This window comes from Rhizobium sp. X9 (assembly GCF_018873185.1).
Lineage (GTDB): Bacteria > Pseudomonadota > Alphaproteobacteria > Rhizobiales > Rhizobiaceae > Agrobacterium > Agrobacterium oryzihabitans.
On record NZ_CP071311.1, the window covers coordinates 40,219 to 56,185 of the forward strand.

The 15,967-nt window shown below is 60.1% G+C and carries 17 protein-coding genes; 9 read left to right on the forward strand and 8 right to left on the reverse strand.

All coding sequences use genetic code 11. From position 1 onward, the window contains the following. The first annotated feature begins 28 nt into the window (after positions 1-28). The gene (gene trmB / locus JZY08_RS00195; protein WP_216330599.1) at positions 29-727 is read left to right on the forward strand and encodes a tRNA (guanosine(46)-N7)-methyltransferase TrmB; all 699 of its coding nucleotides are present in this window, start codon (positions 29-31) and stop codon (positions 725-727) included. 12 nt (positions 728-739) lie between these two features. Here the strand turns inward: trmB and JZY08_RS00200 are convergent, their stop codons facing one another. Further along, positions 740-1,639, reverse strand: a complete 900-nt coding sequence (locus JZY08_RS00200; protein WP_216330600.1) for a ribokinase — start codon at positions 1,637-1,639, stop codon at positions 740-742. 52 nt (positions 1,640-1,691) lie between these two features. Continuing rightward, on the reverse strand, positions 1,692-2,885 hold the full coding sequence (locus JZY08_RS00205) for a DNA recombination protein RmuC (protein ID WP_216330601.1): 1,194 nt from the start codon (positions 2,883-2,885) through the stop codon (positions 1,692-1,694). A gap of 149 nt (positions 2,886-3,034) precedes the next feature. Here JZY08_RS00205 and def point away from each other — a divergent pair, with 149 nt between their 5' ends. Genes def through truA form a run of 3 tightly spaced genes read left to right on the forward strand, consistent with a single transcriptional unit; the run spans position 3,035 to position 5,330 of the window. Continuing rightward, positions 3,035-3,547: a peptide deformylase gene (def, locus tag JZY08_RS00210; RefSeq protein WP_003493564.1), complete on the forward strand. Its 513-nt coding sequence runs from the start codon at positions 3,035-3,037 to the stop codon at positions 3,545-3,547. Between the two features lie 47 nt (positions 3,548-3,594). Next, positions 3,595-4,530: a methionyl-tRNA formyltransferase gene (fmt, locus tag JZY08_RS00215; protein WP_216330602.1), complete on the forward strand. Its 936-nt coding sequence runs from the start codon at positions 3,595-3,597 to the stop codon at positions 4,528-4,530. Further along, complete coding sequence (gene truA, locus JZY08_RS00220) at positions 4,530-5,330, forward strand: tRNA pseudouridine(38-40) synthase TruA (RefSeq protein WP_216330603.1); 801 nt, start codon at positions 4,530-4,532, stop codon at positions 5,328-5,330. Before fmt ends, truA begins: the two co-directional genes overlap by 1 nt. Positions 5,331-5,350: 20 nt before the next feature. Here the strand turns inward: truA and JZY08_RS00225 are convergent, their stop codons facing one another. From JZY08_RS00225 to dapD, 3 genes are read right to left on the reverse strand one after another with little or no spacing between them, the layout of a single operon-like run. Next, positions 5,351-5,947 carry a hypothetical protein gene (locus JZY08_RS00225; protein WP_216330604.1) on the reverse strand — a complete coding sequence of 199 codons (597 nt, stop codon included), beginning with the start codon at positions 5,945-5,947 and terminating at the stop codon, positions 5,351-5,353. Continuing rightward, complete coding sequence (gene dapE, locus JZY08_RS00230; protein WP_216330605.1) at positions 5,931-7,127, reverse strand: succinyl-diaminopimelate desuccinylase; 1,197 nt, start codon at positions 7,125-7,127, stop codon at positions 5,931-5,933. Before dapE ends, JZY08_RS00225 begins: the two co-directional genes overlap by 17 nt. 15 nt (positions 7,128-7,142) lie before the next feature. Then, positions 7,143-7,997 carry a 2,3,4,5-tetrahydropyridine-2,6-dicarboxylate N-succinyltransferase gene (gene dapD, locus JZY08_RS00235; protein WP_003493576.1) on the reverse strand — a complete coding sequence of 285 codons (855 nt, stop codon included), beginning with the start codon at positions 7,995-7,997 and terminating at the stop codon, positions 7,143-7,145. Positions 7,998-8,141: 144 nt separating this feature from the next. Between dapD and JZY08_RS00240 the strand changes: the two genes are divergently transcribed. Together JZY08_RS00240 and JZY08_RS00245 are read left to right on the forward strand one after the other, a co-directional pair. Continuing rightward, positions 8,142-9,002 carry an LOG family protein gene (locus JZY08_RS00240; RefSeq protein WP_216330606.1) on the forward strand — a complete coding sequence of 287 codons (861 nt, stop codon included), beginning with the start codon at positions 8,142-8,144 and terminating at the stop codon, positions 9,000-9,002. Positions 9,003-9,168: 166 nt separating this feature from the next. After that, positions 9,169-11,490 carry a methyl-accepting chemotaxis protein gene (locus tag JZY08_RS00245; RefSeq protein ID WP_216331475.1) on the forward strand — a complete coding sequence of 774 codons (2,322 nt, stop codon included), beginning with the start codon at positions 9,169-9,171 and terminating at the stop codon, positions 11,488-11,490. Between the two features lie 73 nt (positions 11,491-11,563). Here the strand turns inward: JZY08_RS00245 and JZY08_RS00250 are convergent, their stop codons facing one another. Beyond that, positions 11,564-12,508, reverse strand: coding sequence for a nucleoside hydrolase (locus tag JZY08_RS00250; RefSeq protein WP_216330607.1), 945 nt, complete (start codon positions 12,506-12,508; stop codon positions 11,564-11,566). Between the two features lie 206 nt (positions 12,509-12,714). Between JZY08_RS00250 and JZY08_RS00255 the strand changes: the two genes are divergently transcribed. Both JZY08_RS00255 and JZY08_RS00260 read left to right on the forward strand, forming a co-directional pair. Continuing rightward, positions 12,715-13,140 (forward strand): Hsp20 family protein, encoded by a 426-nt coding sequence (locus tag JZY08_RS00255; protein ID WP_216330608.1) that lies wholly within the window; start codon positions 12,715-12,717, stop codon positions 13,138-13,140. A gap of 56 nt (positions 13,141-13,196) precedes the next feature. Then, entirely contained in the window at positions 13,197-13,454 is a 258-nt protein-coding gene (locus tag JZY08_RS00260; protein WP_003493591.1) for a DUF1150 family protein, read from the forward strand. 41 nt (positions 13,455-13,495) lie between these two features. Here JZY08_RS00260 and JZY08_RS00265 read toward each other — a convergent pair whose 3' ends face one another. Beyond that, positions 13,496-14,104, reverse strand: coding sequence for an EF-hand domain-containing protein (locus JZY08_RS00265; protein WP_082183620.1), 609 nt, complete (start codon positions 14,102-14,104; stop codon positions 13,496-13,498). Positions 14,105-14,223: 119 nt separating this feature from the next. Next, complete coding sequence (locus JZY08_RS00270) at positions 14,224-14,937, reverse strand: pyrimidine 5'-nucleotidase (RefSeq protein WP_082183621.1); 714 nt, start codon at positions 14,935-14,937, stop codon at positions 14,224-14,226. Between the two features lie 105 nt (positions 14,938-15,042). On the opposite strand from JZY08_RS00270, the gene JZY08_RS00275 reads away from it, so the two are divergent. Then, positions 15,043-15,960: a DMT family transporter gene (locus JZY08_RS00275; protein WP_216330609.1), complete on the forward strand. Its 918-nt coding sequence runs from the start codon at positions 15,043-15,045 to the stop codon at positions 15,958-15,960. Positions 15,961-15,967: the final 7 nt, after the last annotated feature.

The window sequence follows — 15,967 nt, forward strand, 5'->3', positions numbered from 1 at the left end:
TAAGTCTATTTGTTCTTGAGAGTATGACATGACGGAAGAACGGCGTTCGCGCGCGACGGAAGCGTTTTTTGGCAGACGCAAGGGCAAGCCCCTGCGCAATCAGCAAGTCGACACGATAGAAAATCTGCTGCCCTTGCTGAAAATCGACCTGGAAAGCGCCCCGCCCAAAAATCTCGTCGCCCTCTTTCCGGCGGATGTGAAATCGGTCCGTCTGGAGATCGGTTTCGGCGGCGGCGAACATCTCGCCCATCGTGCTGTCGAAAACCCCGAGACCGGCTTCATCGGCGTCGAACCCTTCGTCAATTCCATGGCCAAGCTGCTGGCGACCGTGCGTGAAGGCGAGTTGATGAATATCCGCCTTTACGACGATGACGCGACGCAATTGCTCGACTGGCTGCCGGATGGATCGATCGATCACATCGATCTTCTCTATCCCGATCCCTGGCCCAAGAAGAAGCACTGGAAGCGACGCTTCGTTTCCGACGTCAACCTTGCCCGTTTCCATCGCGTGCTGAAACCCGGCGGCAAGTTCTGCTTCGCCTCCGATATCGATACCTACATCAACTGGACGCTGCAGCACTGCGCGCGCCATGGCGGTTTCGAGTGGACAGCGCAAAGCGCCGAGGACTGGCGCACACCCTATGCCACCTGGCCGGGCACGCGCTATGAGAACAAGGCGAAAAGAGAAGGCCGCAGTTCGGCCTACCTCACTTTCATTCGCACTTAACGGCTAGAACCGTCAGATGTTGGCGTCCACTTCGGCGGCAACCGGAATGGAAGGCTGGGCGCCGGCGCGCGTACAGGCGAGTGAGCCTGCCACAGCGGCGCGCTTCAGCGCCTTTTCGAAATCCATCCCCTGATCGAGGCTCGCGGCAAGATAACCGCAGAAGGTATCGCCAGCGCCAACGGTGTCGACGGGCTCGATCTTGAGGCCGGAGGCCTTGAAGATCTTGCCGTTGCGAATGGCGACCACGCCGTCCGCGCCAAGTGTGACGATCAATGTCTGGCCGGTCTTATCATGCAGGGCCTTGATTTCGTTTTCCCGCTCGGAGCCTGAAAGCCCGCTCTTGCCGATCAGCAGTTCGAACTCGGTTTCGTTGGCGATGACGATATCGGCAAGGCCGGCAAGGCGCGGGCCGTCGGCGGTCAGCGGTGCGGTATTGATGACGGTGGTGATGCGTTTCGCCTTGGCGGCCGTAAGCGCCGCTTCAATGGCGGGCGCAGGCACTTCGAACTGAAGCATCAGAATATCACCTGCCGACATCTCCGCCACCGCCTTTGCGGCATCGGCTGCGGAGACTTCACCATTGGCGGCCGGAATGACCGAGATCATGTTTTCCCCGCCTTCACCGATCAGGATCATGGCCGTTCCGGTCGGACCCGGTGCAGTCTTGACGAGCGACAGGTCGGTGCCGGCCTCACGCAGCAATGTCAGTGCCGGTGCGGCAAATGTATCGTCGCCCGCAGCGCCCGCCATTTTGACTGTCGCGCCCGCGCGTCGTGCGGCAAGCGCCTGATTGGCTCCCTTTCCGCCCGCCGCGGTGGCGAAGCTCTCCCCCGTCACGGTTTCACCGGGCTTGGGAAGACGTTTGGCGGTGGCGACGAGATCCATGTTGATGGAGCCGAAAACAGTAATCATGGGGGCATGTCCGTATACAATGTAAATAAGGCGGCGACTTTGCCCGAGGGGATCACTCGTCGTCAACCACCCGCAACTTGGTCGTTCCCGCCCTGTTCTCCGCAAAGCGCCGCGCCTGCTCGATTTCCCCATGCGAGGTCTCTTTTTCCGTTGGCGAAAAATCGAGACCCTCGATTTTCTGGCCACGCGCCAGCACCTTGTCGGAGGAGATCAGCATCATGTCGATGTCTTTCTGCGCCAGCCCGAAATGTGCTTGCAGCTTGCGCGTCCGGTCGTCCAGCCGCCGCACATCGTCCATCAGGAGAGCGACTTCGCCCTGGATGAGATGCGCCTGCTCGCGCATGCGCTGGTCCTTCAGCACGGACTGGATGACCTGAACCGACAGCATCAACAACGATGGTGACACGATAACGACGCGGGCGCGGTGGGCGCGCTGCACCAGATATTCGAAATGCTGATGGATGTCAGCGAAGATCGATTCGGAAGGCACGAAGATGAAGGCCGTATCCTGTGTTTCACCACGGATCAGATATTTTTCCGCCACATCGCGGATGTGGACTTCCATATCCCGACGAAATTGCTGTGTGGCCGCCCGCTTCGCTTCCGGAGACTCGTCAGCCTTGATCGCGTTCCAGGCCTCCAGCGGAAATTTGGCGTCGATGACAAGCGACGGCGCGTTGTTGGGCATCCTGATGATGCAGTCCGGCCGGTAGCCGTTCGAAAGCGTCGGCTGCAGCTGAAAGGCGCCAGCGGGCAGGGCATCGGCGATCAGCGTTTCCATGCGCGCCTGTCCGAAGGCTCCGCGCGTCTGCTTGTTGGAAAGGATTGCCTGAAGTCCGACGACGTCCTTCGCCAGATCCTGAATATTGCCCTGCGCGGCATCGATGACGGCCAAGCGCTCCTGCAGGCGGCTCAGATTTTCGTGCGTCGACCGGGTCTGTTCCGTCAGCGTTTCGCCCAGCCGCTGCGACATGCCGTCGAGACGCTGGTTTATCGTCTGGCCCATCTCGTTCTGGCGTGTGCCGAGCGTTTCCGCCATGGCGGCGATCCGGCCGTGCAACTCCGACTGTGTTTTCAGGAGATCGGAGATTTCACCGTCGGCCTCCGCTTTTTTTCCACGGCTTTTCGTGGTCATCCAGACGGCGGACAGGCCGAAAACCAGAGCCGCGAGAAGCGCGCCGAAGCTGATGTCGACGGAACCGGCCCGCAATGCTGGAGCGAGGAGAACGGAGAAATCTATGCTCATGGCTAAATCTATCAGATTTCCAGTGATTCGTAAGATCAAAACAAGAACATTCCTGCGGCGGAAATGAGTCCGATCTAACCGGCGACAGGTGCTGATTTCACCTGCGTGTTTTTTATTTCCTCCGCGCAAGAGATACGTTATGGGAAGCCATGACTATCAAACCGCTTATCATTTTGCCCGATCCCGTGCTGCGCCAGCAATCCAGGCCCATCGAACAGGTGGATGCCGAAGTGTTGCGCCTTGCCGACGATATGCTCGAAACCATGTATGATGCGCCGGGTATCGGCCTTGCCGCCATTCAGGTCGGCGTGCCGCGCCGGATGCTGGTGATCGATGTTTCGCGCGAGGACGAAGAAAAAAAGCCGGTTGTCTTCATCAATCCGGAAATCCTCAAAGTGTCGGACGATATTTCGACCTATGAGGAAGGGTGCCTGTCCATTCCCGATTATTATGCCGAGGTGGAGCGTCCCGCGTCCCTGACGGTGAGATATGTGGACCGCGACGGCAAACAGCAGACCGTCGATGCGGACGGGCTTCTGGCGACGTGTCTGCAGCACGAGATCGACCACCTGAACGGCATTCTGTTCATCGACCATATTTCGCGGCTGAAGCGCGACATGGTCATCAAGAAATTCACGAAAGCGGCCCGCGCAAAGGTCTGATCCCTCCCTGTTTGGAGACGAAACGGCAAAAAGGACAGGGGGCGACGATGGCTCTTCGCATCATCTTCATGGGCACACCGGAGTTTTCCGTCCCCACGTTGCGCGCACTGGTGGAAGCGGGTCACGAGGTCGTTGCCGTTTATACGCAGCCGCCGCGTCCCGGCGGCCGCCGTGGCCTTGATCTGCAGAAATCGCCGGTGCATCAGGCGGCTGAACTGCTGGGCCTGCCCGTGCTGACGCCGGTGAATTTCAAGGCTGAGGAAGACCGGCAGGAATTCCGGGAGTTCAACGCCGATGTGGCGGTTGTTGTCGCTTATGGGCTGCTATTGCCCGAGGCGATCCTCTCCGGCACGCGTCTTGGCTGTTATAACGGTCACGCCTCGTTGCTGCCGCGCTGGCGCGGTGCGGCCCCCATTCAACGGGCAATCATGGCCGGCGATACCGAGACCGGCATGATGGTCATGAAAATGGAAAAGGGGCTGGATACCGGCCCTGTCGCGCTGACCGCAAAGATCCAGATCGGCGAGAATATGACCGCCGGCGAGTTGCATGACAGCCTGATGCTTGCCGGCGCGCGGCTGATGCGGCAGGCGATGGACAAACTGGAAGCAGACGACCTTCCTCTCACCACTCAGGCGGAAGAGGGCGTGGTATACGCTTCCAAGATCGACAAGGGTGAGACCCGGATTGATTTTTCCCGGCCCGCACAGGATGTGCATAACCACATTCGCGGCCTTTCGCCTTTTCCCGGCGCATGGCTCGAAATGGAAATTGGCGGCAAGGCGGAGCGCGTGAAGGTTCTGGCGTCCGAACTGGCGAGCGGCATGGGGGAGGCGGGCGCGGTGCTCGATGACGCCCTGACCGTCGCCTGCGGCAGTGGCGCCGTGCGGCTCACCCGCCTCCAGAAGGCAGGTGGCAAACCGCTGTCCGCTGCCGATTTCGTTCGCGGCACACCCGTTCCGGCCACAACGAGGCTCGGCTGATGCCGCGTTTCCGCATGACCGTCGAATATGACGGCACGCCTTACTTCGGCTGGCAGAGACAGGATAACGGCCCCTCTGTTCAGGGTGCGCTTGAAGCCGCTGTCCGGTCGCTGACAGGAGAGAGCATCTCCATTCGCGGCGCGGGCCGCACCGATTCCGGCGTGCATGCCGTGGGGCAGGTCATCCATGCCGATCTTTCCCGGGCGTGGGACCCGTACAAGCTGCGCAATGCATTGAACGCGCATCTGGCCATGGCGAAAGAGGCCGTGTCAGTGCTGGATGTAGCAGCGGTAACCGAGGATTTCGACGCCCGCTTCTCCGCGCTGCGCCGCCATTATCTCTACCGCATCATTTGCCGCAAATCCCGGCTGGCGCTGGAGCACAAGCGCGCATGGTGGGTGTCGAAGGACATGGATCACGAGCGCATGCATGAAGCGGCCCAGATGCTCGTCGGCCGGCACGATTTCACCACCTTCCGCTCGGTCCATTGTCAGGCGAACAGCCCGGTCAGAACGCTCGACCGGCTGGATGTCACGCGCAACGGTGATCTCATCGAGATACGCGCCACTGCCCAGAGTTTTCTGCACAACCAGATCCGTTCTTTTGCGGGTACGCTGAAACTCGCGGGCGAGGGCACCATGACGCCGGAGGACGTGCGCGCGGCGCTGGAGGCGCGGGATCGCAAGGCTTGCGGCCCCGTGGCGCCACCGGACGGTCTTTATTTCATGCAGGTCGATTATCCCGACGTCATTCCGCCGCGTGTATATTCAAAAGTCGAAACAGTCGAAGACACGGACTGAAAAGAGGTGTTTCTCGCTTCTCAGGCCGGATAAACGCCGAGAAAACGCTGCAGCGCTTCGGAAAGAAGCATGCCCGGCACCAGCAGGGTCATGACGATCGCCGAGACGAGCAGCGACTGGTCGCGAATGAAGAACCTCACGATCCGCGAAAAGGCGAAGACCAGCGACAAAAGCAGTGCCAGCCAGAGGACGGCGATCAGCCCCTGCAAAGGCGGCAGGAAAAATGCGATCAGGATCAGAGCTGCATAGGCATAGGAAAACGGCAGCGACAGCCAGTTCATGGTGGTGACGAGGGGCACGAATTTTTCCCGTGCGCCGAAGGCGAACAGCAGCATACCGATCAAAAGCAGCGGCACGATCCAGCAGATGGCCTCGACCATGGCGAGGCGGAAGAAAAATATGAACCCCGTCCCGGTGCCAGGCGGATAGCTGGCGAGAAATGCGGCCCGCAGCCATAGCCAGGATACCAGCATGGCGGGCAGGCACCACAGCGCGGAATAGAAGGATCGCCACATGCCGCGCTCGGACAGGTCCAGATAACGCGCGCCGGTATGGTCGCCGAGCAGCAACAGCCAGAGGCCCTTCAGATAGAGCCTTATTTCACTTGCCGTCGGCATGGGCGAACCAGCGTTCGATAAAGGTTTCGTAGATGCGCGTCAGCGTCTCGAGATCGGCGACAGCCACGCGCTCATCGACCATGTGCATGGTCTGTCCGACGAGGCCGAATTCCACCACCGGGCAATAATCCTTGATGAAGCGGGCATCCGATGTGCCGCCTGTGGTCGAAAGCCTGGGTTCCCTGGCTGTCACGGCTTCCACGGCGCCGGAGAGCGACGAGATGAGAGCATTGTTCCGCGTCAGGAAAACATGGGCCGGGCGGTCTGCCCAGACGATGTCGTATTTGACCGGTGCGCGGTCGGGACGAAGCTCGCCTTCGGCTGCGGCTGCATCGAGGCGGCGGATGATTTCCGCGCGCAGGCTTTCCACCGTCCAGCTGTCGTTGAAGCGGATATTGAAGGCGGCCGTCGCCCGTGCCGGAATGACATTGGTGGCGGCGTTGCCGGTATCGACAGTTGTCACTTCCAGATTGGAAGGCTGAAAATCATCCGTGCCACGATCGAAAGGCGGATGCATCAGCGCGTGCGTCAGTTGCAACAGCCCGCGAATGGGATTGTCGGCGAGATGCGGGTAGGCGGCATGCCCCTGCACGCCGTGCACCGTGATGCGGCCGGACAGTGATCCCCGGCGGCCGATCTTGATCATGTCGCCCAGCTGGTCGGGATTGGTGGGCTCACCTACCACGCAGGCATCCCATTGCTCGCCCCTGGCGGCGGCCCATTCCAGAAGCTTGGAGGTGCCGTTGATCGACGGGCCTTCCTCATCGCCGGTGATCAGAAAGGAAACGGAGCCCTCAGGCTTTCCATGTTTTTCGATGTGGCGGGCAATGGCGGCAACGAAACAGGCGATGCCGCCCTTCATATCAACAGCACCACGGCCAAACATTTCACCGCCGGCGATTTCAGCCGCAAAGGGCGGATGGCTCCACGCGGCCTCGTCGCCCACCGGTACGACGTCCGTATGGCCTGCAAACATCAGATGCGGACCTTCCGTGCCGAGCCGGGCGTAGAGGTTTTCCACGTCCGGGGTCCCCGCTTCACTAGCCACCATTTTTTCCACCGCAAAGCCGAGCGGCGAAAGCAGGGTGTCGAGCAGCGACAGCGCGCCACCTTCGGCGGGCGTCACCGAAGGGCAACGGATGAGGGCGGCGAGATTGGCAACGGGATCGGTCGTGGTCATGTCAGCAGCTTTTTATCAGTCGCGCAGAAGCTCGTTGATGCCGGTCTTGGAGCGGGTCTTTTCATCGACGCGCTTGACGATGACGGCGCAATAGAGGCTCGGGCCCGGCTCGCCGTTCGGGAAAGGCTTGCCCGGCATGGTGCCGGCAACGACGACGGAATAGGGCGGCACTTCGCCATAGGTGATCTCGCCGGTGGCGCGGTCGACGATCTTGGTCGACTTGCCGATGAAGACGCCCATGCCGAGAACGGCGCCCTCGCGCACGATGCAGCCTTCGACGACTTCCGAACGGGCGCCTATGAAGCAATTATCCTCGATGATGGTCGGGCCGGCCTGGAGCGGCTCCAGAACGCCGCCAATACCGACACCGCCCGAAAGATGGACGTTCTTGCCGATCTGCGCGCAGGAACCGACGGTTGCCCAGGTGTCGACCATCGTGCCTTCATCGACATAAGCGCCGAGATTGACGAAGGACGGCATCAGCACCACGTTCTTGGCGACATAGGCGGAGCGGCGCACCACGGCGTTCGGCACGGCACGGAAGCCGGCGGCGCGGAACTGGTTTTCACCCCAGTTTTCGAATTTCGACGGCACCTTGTCCCACCAGGTGGATTCGCCCGGTCCGCCGGTAACGATCTCCATGTCATTCAGACGGAAGGAGAGGAGCACGGCCTTTTTCAGCCACTGGTTCACCTTCCAGTTTCCATCCGCCTGCTTTTCGGCGACGCGAACCTTGCCGCTGTCGAGAAGTTGAAGAGATGTGTTCACCGCGTCGCGAACCTCGCCCTTCGTCGATACATTCACACCGTCGCGGTTGTCGAAGGCGGTTTCGATGATGGTTTCGAGGGAGGTGAGATCCGTAAGGCTCATGGAAAATTCCTTGAATGTCGCGTGTGTTCATGGTCACGGATGGTCCCGCGCCGCTGGAAGGCTTTGGCCATTTGATCTAAGGGAGTGTTGGAAAGGCGTCAATGTGATTTGGGTGATTTGGCGCGTCAGACGAAAGGCATGGAAATGACACGACCGAAAAACGGCAAATTGCGGCGCAAGGACGGGGTCTGGGACCCGTTGAAGCGTAGTGCTGTCGACAAGCAGCAGGCCGAAGTCGTTGAAAAGACGCCGCAGTCGGATTCCCCGTCCTACCGGCTTGCCTATGTGGATATGGATTTCCTCTGCCGCGAGGAGTTGCGCCCCGTCAGACTTCAATTGGAACTTCTGAAGACGGAAATGGCGCTCACCGAACGCGGGATCAAATCCACCGTCGTCATGTTCGGCGGCGCCCGCATTCCCGAACCGGGCGGCGAGGCCTGGGCGGCGCGCAACGAGACGCAGAAGCGCAATCTGGAGCAATCCTCGGTCTATTATGACGAGGCTCGCAAGTTCGCCCGGCTTTGCACCGAATATGCCGCCAAATCAGATCACCTCGAATATGTCGTGGTCACCGGTGGCGGTCCCGGTGTCATGGAAGCGGGCAACCGCGGCGCTGCCGATGTCGGAGGCCCGTCAATCGGCCTTAACATCGTCCTGCCGCACGAGCAGGCGCCGAACCCCTATGTCACGCCGGAATTGAGCTTCAACTTCCACTATTTCGCCATCCGCAAGATGCATTTCCTGATGCGGGCAAAGGCCGTGGTGATCTTCCCCGGCGGCTTCGGCACGCTCGATGAACTTTTCGAAGCGCTGACCCTGATCCAGACGAAGCGCATGGAGCCCATTCCGCTCATCCTGTTCGGCGAGAAATTCTGGCGATCCGTGATCAATTTCGAGTTTCTGGCGGATTTCGGCACCATCGCGCCAGAGGATATGAATCTGCTGCATTTCGCTGAAACGGCTGATGATGCCTGGCGGGTCATTTCCGAACATTATGAACATTGAATTTTAGCTTGATGCGGCGCGGCGGTTTTAGGGCTTAATTAGCAAAGATATTCTAGTTTTCCCTCGTCGCGCTGCAGCGCACTGCCCATGCGGGCGGGCCTCCATGACGGAGATTTTTCATCCGTTGACGTCAGTCGTTCTGGCTGGCGATTTGATCGAGGCCAAAATGTTCAATCTCAAAGTGAAGTCGCTTGCGACCAAGCTGATCCTCGTAACCGGCTGTGCAATCACCACGGTTCTCGTCGCATCGAATTCCTTCCTCATTTCCAAGACCAGCGAACGCGTCCACGCGCTGACCATGGATCAGGCCAATACCGAGGCGCGCGCCATCGCCAACGTCATCGCCGCCGATGTGGGTGAACTCGGCAGCGCCGCGCGCTCCATGGCCGGTGTCATTGGCCGCGCGCATCAGGCCAAGTCGATGGATCGCCCCGGCATCGTCAATATTCTCAAGGCCAATGTCGAACAGAATGCCTTCGCTTTCGGAAGCTGGTTCTGCGAGCAGCTCGGCCTTTTCGACGGACAGAGCACGGAGATCGCCGGCAGGCTCGATCTCGGCACCAATGAAAACGGCGCCTTCGCACCCTACTGGTCGAAGACCCAGAAGGGCGACATCCAGTTCTCGACCTTCAAGAACGACTATGCTGCTGAATGGTATTCGCTTGCCGCCAAGTCCGGCAAGGGCGCCATTACCCAGCCCTATCTCGCCGAAGGCACCGAAGTGCCCACGACCATGACCTCGCTTGCCTATCCCGTCATGTCGGATGGCAAGATGATTGGCGTGGCGGGCGTCGATATTTCGCTCGCCTCGCTGTCGCAGAAGCTGCAGGCGCTGCGTCCCTTCGAGACCGGCCGTGTGACGCTGGTGTCCCAGGGCGGTCAGTGGCTGGTGCCGCCGACGCCCGAGCAGAACATGAAGGCCTATGACGGAGATGGTGCGAGCACCGTTCAGGCGGCGATCACCTCCGGCAAGCAGGGTCTCATTGAAAATCTCGGTCTTGATAGCGATGCGCCCTATAACCGCCTCGTCTACCCATTCACGGTTCCGGGCCTGAATGCCACCTGGGTGGTTCTGGTGGATATTCCCCATCAGGCGCTGAACGCGCCGGTTGAGGAACAGACCTATCTGATGATCATCGGCGCAATCGTCATTCTCGCTGCCGTCATCACCGCACTTTATTTTGCTGTCCGCTATTTCGTCGGCAACCCGCTCGCCTCGCTCGTCTCCGACGTCAGGACGCTGAGTGAAGGTCGCTACGACGTTCCGGTTTCCGGTCAGGACCGCAGGGATGAAACGGGCGCCGTCGCAACCGCACTGGAAGGTTTCAGGGCAAAGCTCGCCGGTATCCGCGAAATGGAAGCGGAAGCTGCTGTCCAGCGCGGCAATGCGGAAACGGAGCGTCAGCGGTCCGAGTTCGAGCGCACTGAGAACAGCCGCATGCAGCAGCACATCGTAGGCGTTCTCGGCGCCGGCCTCAATGCACTCTCGCAGGGCAACCTGACTTACCGGATCAACGACGAGTTCCCCGGTGAATACGCAAAGCTGCGTAGTGACTTCAACTCGGCGCTCGCAAGCCTTGAGGAAACCGTCTCCACGGTCAATGCAACGGTTGTCAGCATCGGCAACGGCACCGGCGAGATTACCCGCGCGGCGAGCGATCTTTCGCACCGTACCGAACAGCAGGCCGCAAGCCTGGAAGAAACCGCAGCCGCTCTCAACCAGCTGACCGCGCAGGTCAATTCCAGCGCGGAAAATGCGGCACAGGCGGCTGGCGCCGTCAGCCATGCCTGTGATGACGCCGGCAAGTCTGGCGAGGTCGTGCAGCAGGCGGTGAATTCCATGGAAGGCATCGCGCAATCCTCGGCGGAAATCTCCCGCATCATCGGTGTCATCGACGAGATCGCCTTCCAGACCAATCTTCTGGCGCTGAATGCCGGCGTGGAAGCCGCCCGCGCGGGTGATGCCGGCAAGGGCTTCGCCGTCGTCGCACAGGAAGTGCGTGAACTGGCGCAACGCTCCGCCAATGCGGCGAAGGAAATCAAGGGCCTGATCAATACCTCCGCGCGTCAGGTGGGCGAAGGCGTCCAGCTGGTCGGCAAGGCCGGCGAGACGATGAAAAAGATCGCCGATCAGGTTTTGCAGATCAACCAGCTGATCAGGCAGATTTCCGCTTCCGCCAGCGAGCAGGCCGTCGGTCTGAAGGAAATCAATTCCGCCGTCACCCAGATGGATCAGGTCACCCAGCAGAATGCGGCAATGGTGGAAGAAACCACGGCGGCCAGCGTGACGCTGAATGGTGAGGCCGGAACGCTGAAATCGCTCGTCGCGGGCTTTTCCGTGTCCGGCGGTCATTCAACCCAGCAATTGCGCGCCACTGCAGCGGCAATGCGCGCACCCGTCGCTCCGGCGCCCGCTGCCGCACCGCGTTCCCGTGCAAGAACCAGCGGCGCAAACGCGCTGGCGCAGGATGACTGGACTGAATTCTGACGGGTACCTTCCGCTTTAAATGAAAAGGGCCGCTGGTTTTTCCAGCGGCCCTTTTCCCCTGTCTGGGTTCTGGTCAGAGCCGGGCAAAACGCTCGGTCAGCAATTCGAAGAAGCCGTCCGCATCCACATTGCGCATCACGCGGGCATTGGCGGGACGTTCCGTCACGTGCCACCAGTCCACCACGGTCATGCCCATGGTCAGTTCGGAATTGACCTCGATTTCGACATTGCAGTCGCGACCCTGAAACAGCTCGGGCTTGACGAGATAGGCAATGACGGATGGGTCATGCAGCGGCCCGCCGTCCGAACCGTATTTCTCGATGTCGAAGCGTTCGAAGAATTCCAGCATTTCCGCCATGGCGATTGCCGGGCGTGTGCCGATATCGCGAATGCGGCTGACACGTGCCTTGGTCGTCAGCAACTGGTGGGTCACGTCGAGCGGCATCACCACGATGGGCATGCCGGAACGGAAGACGATATCGGCAGCCTGCGGATCGACATAGATGTTGAATTCCGCGGCTGGCGTGATGTTGCCGCCTTCGAAGAAGCCGCCACCCATCATCACCAGTTCCTTGACGCGTCCGGCGATTTCGGGGGCTTTCTGCAATGCCAGCGCCACATTGGTCAGCGCGCCGAGCGTGCAGAGCGTCACGGTGCCGGCAGGCTCCCGCAACAGCGTTTCGATGATGAAATCGACCGCATGCTGCTTTTGCGCCTCCATCGTCGGCTCATCGAGAACCGGACCGTCGAGGCCGGTGCTGCCGTGAACATGCTCGGCGGTGATGGGTTTGCGCACCAGCGGCCGCTCGGCACCCTCATAGACGGGAATTTCGGTGCGTCCGCACAATTCGCAGATGATGCGGATGTTGCGGCTGGTCAGTTTCAGCGGAACGTTGCCGGCAACGGCGCACAGTCCGAGGATGTCGATTTCCTCCGGGCTTGCGAAAGCAAGCATGATTGCCGCCGCGTCGTCCTGGCCCGGATCGGTGTCGATGATGATTTTTCTGCGTTCTGCCATGTCTTGCCCGCCGTTGAGATGAGCGCTTTTTTCGAGCGGCGGACGCTCACTTGTCAAGCCTCATTCCTGTGCGCCCCTTTGCCGGGTGCTTCCGCCTTGCGCATTGCGGTTTCGCTTCCCATATTGCTTGAGCCGGTAGAATTAACCGGTGAGGTTGCCGGAAGCGGGACCGCGAAACGTCGCTTGGTTGCAAGGACAGAGACGATATGAGCCGCATGACGCCATTCACCCACCCGCTTTTGCTGGGTTTTGATGCCATGGAAAAAACGCTGGAGCGTATGGCGAAGGCCAATGACGGCTATCCTCCCTACAATATTGAGCGCCTGCCCGGCGGGCAAGAGGTGCCGGAACGCCTGCGTATTACCATTGCAGTTGCGGGTTTTTCGGAGGATGATCTGGATGTGACGACGGCTGACAACCAGCTTGTCATTCGTGGTCGCCAGCAGGAGCAGGAAAAGCGGGATTTTCTCTACCGGGGTATCGCTGCCCGGCAATTCCAGCGGGTCTTCGTGCTTGCAGATGGCATGCAGGTCCGGGAAGCGCGCATGCGCAACGGCCTTCTTTCCATCGATCTGGTGCGGCCTGAAATTTCAAACGTGGTGAAGAAAATTAATATTTCCGTCTCAGAGTAGAACGTGAACGCCGGAATCGGACATGAATCGCTCGGCGTGAAGAAGGAGGCTGAAATATGCTTTTGAAAGAAGCGCATGCGCGTCTCACCCGGTCCCAGCTCGCTCATATTGGCGAGGGAGAAGTGGGATATATCCGCAAGATCCGTGCGGAAGACGTCAGCCGATGTTTCCCGGAAGCGCCTGATCTCGATCCGCAACTGGATCTCTGGGCGCTGTTTGGCGCGGATGGTACGCCAATCCTCCTGACGGACAACCGCTCCAGTACGTTTTTCAAGGCTGCTGAAGACGATCTCAAGACCGTCAGCCTGCATTGAAGAAAAAAGCCCGCTTTTGAGCGGGCTTTTTCTTTAGCGGATCAAAGGAATGGGCGGTCGGGCATGTCGTCGATCGAGATGACGCCGTCCTTGTTCTTGTCCAGCCGTTCGAACATTTTTTCACCGGCTGCGGTGAATTCGGCCTTGCTGACCTGACCGTTCTCGTCGGTATCGGCCCAGCGAAGCATCCCCAAGCCCGCACCCTTGCCGCCATGCTTGCCCCAGCCCTGATGGCCGGGACGGCCGCCATGTTCACGGTCAGCGTGTCTTTCGGCGCGCTTGCCTTCGGGGGCCTTGCCGTCTTCAGCCTTGGCATCCTCACGCTCGGGACGTGGATTGGCGGCGCGGAAAGCCTCCATTTTCGCCTGGCGATACTCGCGCATCTCCTTCGGCGTGATCGAACCGTCCTTGTCCTTGTCGATCTCGGTGAAAAGCGCGTCCTGACGGGCGGCGAATTCCTCCTTGGAAATCTTGCCGTCCTTGTTCGTGTCGGCAACCTTCAGCAGGTGGACGAAAGCAGCCTCCTGGCGGATCGGCATGCGATCCTTGGCGCCTTTGCCGGGTGCGGCAAAACTGGCCGTCGCGGCCGTGCTGAGCACAAGGGCTGCGCCAAGAGCAGAGAGGGCGATTTTTCGTGTGGTCATCGTCATTACCTTTCTTTGGTGTCCCTGAAGAAAAGATAGTGACCTCCACCGTGCCTCACCACTTAAAGATCCGTAAGGTGGATGAAGCTTCGGTAATGTTTGCTGCCCGTATTCCGTAATGAGGTTCAGCCGGCGATGGTTCTCGTCAGGAAGCCCGTCAGATCGTCGGTGATGTAATCGATATGCGCATCCGTCTCGACGGGAATTTCCCAGCGTTCCATGATGACGCCTTCGAGGTTCGACGGCACGAGGAGCACGGTCTTCATGCCGAGAGCCTTGGGTGCCGCAAGATTGCGCGGCAGGTCCTCGAACATGGCGGCTTTTTTGGTGTCGAGTTTTGCCAGCGCCGCGAACTTCTCATAGGTCGCACTTGCCGGCTTTGGCAGGTAGCCGGCGGCGACGATATCGAAGATGTCCTCGAAATGATCGAGAATGCCAAGTGCACCGGCGGCGGCCTGCGCATGTTTGACGCTGCCATTGGTCAGGATGAATTTGCGGCCCGGCAGCGCCTTGATCGCCTCACCGAGTTCCGGATGCGGCTTCAGCGCCGAATAATCGATGGCGTGCGCGCGTTCCAGGAACTCGTCCGGACTGATGCCGTAGTGGATCATAAGGCCCTGAAGCGTGGTGCCATGCTCATGGTAATAGCGCTTCTGCAAGGCGCGTGCCTCATCGTGGTCGAGCTTTAGAAGCTCCGCCACATAGGCCGTCATGTTGCGGTCGATCTGGGAAAACAGATTGACGTGATGCGGATAGAGCGTGTTGTCGAGATCGAAGACCCATTCGCTCACATGGGCGAAATCGGCGGTCTCGGGCAGGTTTTTCGGCTTTGTGTCCATGGGCTGCTTTATGCCCGTTTCGAATGGCGAAGAAAATCGAAAAGACGACGACAGACGGGAAAATCGGGCTTGGCCTCAGCCTCCAGCGCATGATACCGCCAAGGCATGGAACTCTGGATAGGCATAACCTTCGCAAGCGCGTTCTTGCAGAACCTGCGCTCGACCCTGCAAAAGCACCTCAAGGGCATGATGGGGACCACGGGCGCAACCTTCGTGCGCTTCGTGTTCGGTATGCCTTTTGCTCTCGCCTATCTCGGCTTTCTCTATGGCGTGCTTGGCCGGCCGCTGCCGGTGCCGAACATGTCCTTTGCAATCTGGGCGATGGTCGGGGCCATGGCGCAGATTGCCGCCACCTTCCTGCTGGTGCACCTGTTTTCCTTCCGCAATTTTGCGGTCGGCACGGCCTATTCCCGGACTGAGCCGGCGCAGGCGGCATTGTTTGCGCTGATTTTCGTCGGTGAAAGTGTCAATGGCGGAACATTGGCGGCAATCGCAGTTTCGGTGGCCGGCGTCATGCTGATTTCGGTGGCGCGCACGGAAGTGACGCCCGCTTCCATTCTGACCTCGATCTTCAGCCGCACGGCGGGCATCGGCCTCGCCTCGGGCGCGTTCTTCGGCCTCTCATCGGTGGCCTATCGCTCCGCCTCGCTGGCGCTGGCACCCAGCCTGCCCGCCCCGGATGCCATGATGCAGGCCGGCTTTACCCTCGTCGTCGTCATCGTGACGCAGACCCTGTCGATGTTCCTGTGGATTGTCTGGCGGCAGAGGGATGAGCTGCCCCGCATCGCCAGGGCGTGGAAACCGTCGCTTGCGGTCGGTTTCGTCGGCGCCACGGCGTCATTCGGCTGGTTCACGGCGATGACCTTGCAACAGGCCGCCGTGGTCAAGGCGCTGGCGCAGGTGGAAATGCTTTTCGCCTTCGCCTCGACCGTTTTGTTCTTCAAGGAGAAGATCAACCGGCTTGAAATCGCCGGCTGCCTGCTGATCGTCGTCGGCGTATTGTCGCTTCTGGCATTCGGCTGAAAAAGCC